This window comes from Methylophilus sp. UBA6697, assembly GCF_002454655.1.
Taxonomy (GTDB): Bacteria; Pseudomonadota; Gammaproteobacteria; order Burkholderiales; family Methylophilaceae; genus Methylophilus.
The window spans coordinates 1-702 of sequence record NZ_DKJH01000021.1 but is presented as its reverse complement, the minus strand read 5'-3'; the positions used below and the strand labels follow the sequence as shown (position 1 = coordinate 702).

Sequence of the window (702 nt, the reverse complement as noted above, 5' to 3'; positions counted from 1 at the left end):
CATAGGTTTTTTTATAAATTTGGCTGGCGATGAGGCCTTTCGGGCAAGCACAATTATCATTTCCATTACACAAATCCTTAGTACTTTTTTTCTAAGCTTACTTTACTTCCTAGCAATCGTTAACTACTCACTAAACTTAAGTCTTTCAGTCATTGGCTTCATGTGCTTAGTTGCAGTATTTCTAAGATCAGTTTTCAAGCTAATGCACAAATATGGCGAAAAGCAAATTGAAGAATCAAGATCTGCGACTTCTACGTTCTTGGACTCACTAAACAATATAAAGGCTATTCGAGCATTGTTAGCTGGAAATTATGCAACAACACTTTACAAACAAAAGATCTTCAATTACTCAAGAACATTATTCTTAGTGGATCAAGCCGCACTACTCACTCGGACCACGCCAATAATTATTCTGTTACTTTTACTCGGCTCTTATCAGGCAATATTTAAGCCCTCTCTTAACAATGAAGATATTTCATTCATCGTAACCATTATTGTTTACATGATGAGACTCTTTCCGACTGTCGGCCAGTGTTTAAACTTATTAATGAGATTAATTACAGACTCAAAAATTGGAAAAGATATTACTGAAATTATCGGCATACCTGAAGATAAGAGTATAGCTACTTCTCAATTGAGAGATCCTATTAAGAAAATTGAGTTTAAAAAAATTCATTTTTCTTATAGCAAGAAACCTGAACG

At 34.2% G+C, this 702-nt stretch carries 1 protein-coding gene; it reads left to right on the top strand.

The genetic code is table 11. From position 1 onward, the window contains the following. Positions 1-702, top strand: a 702-nt coding sequence (locus B3355_RS06005) for an ABC transporter transmembrane domain-containing protein (protein ID WP_292781634.1), incomplete at both ends; no start/stop codon positions are given.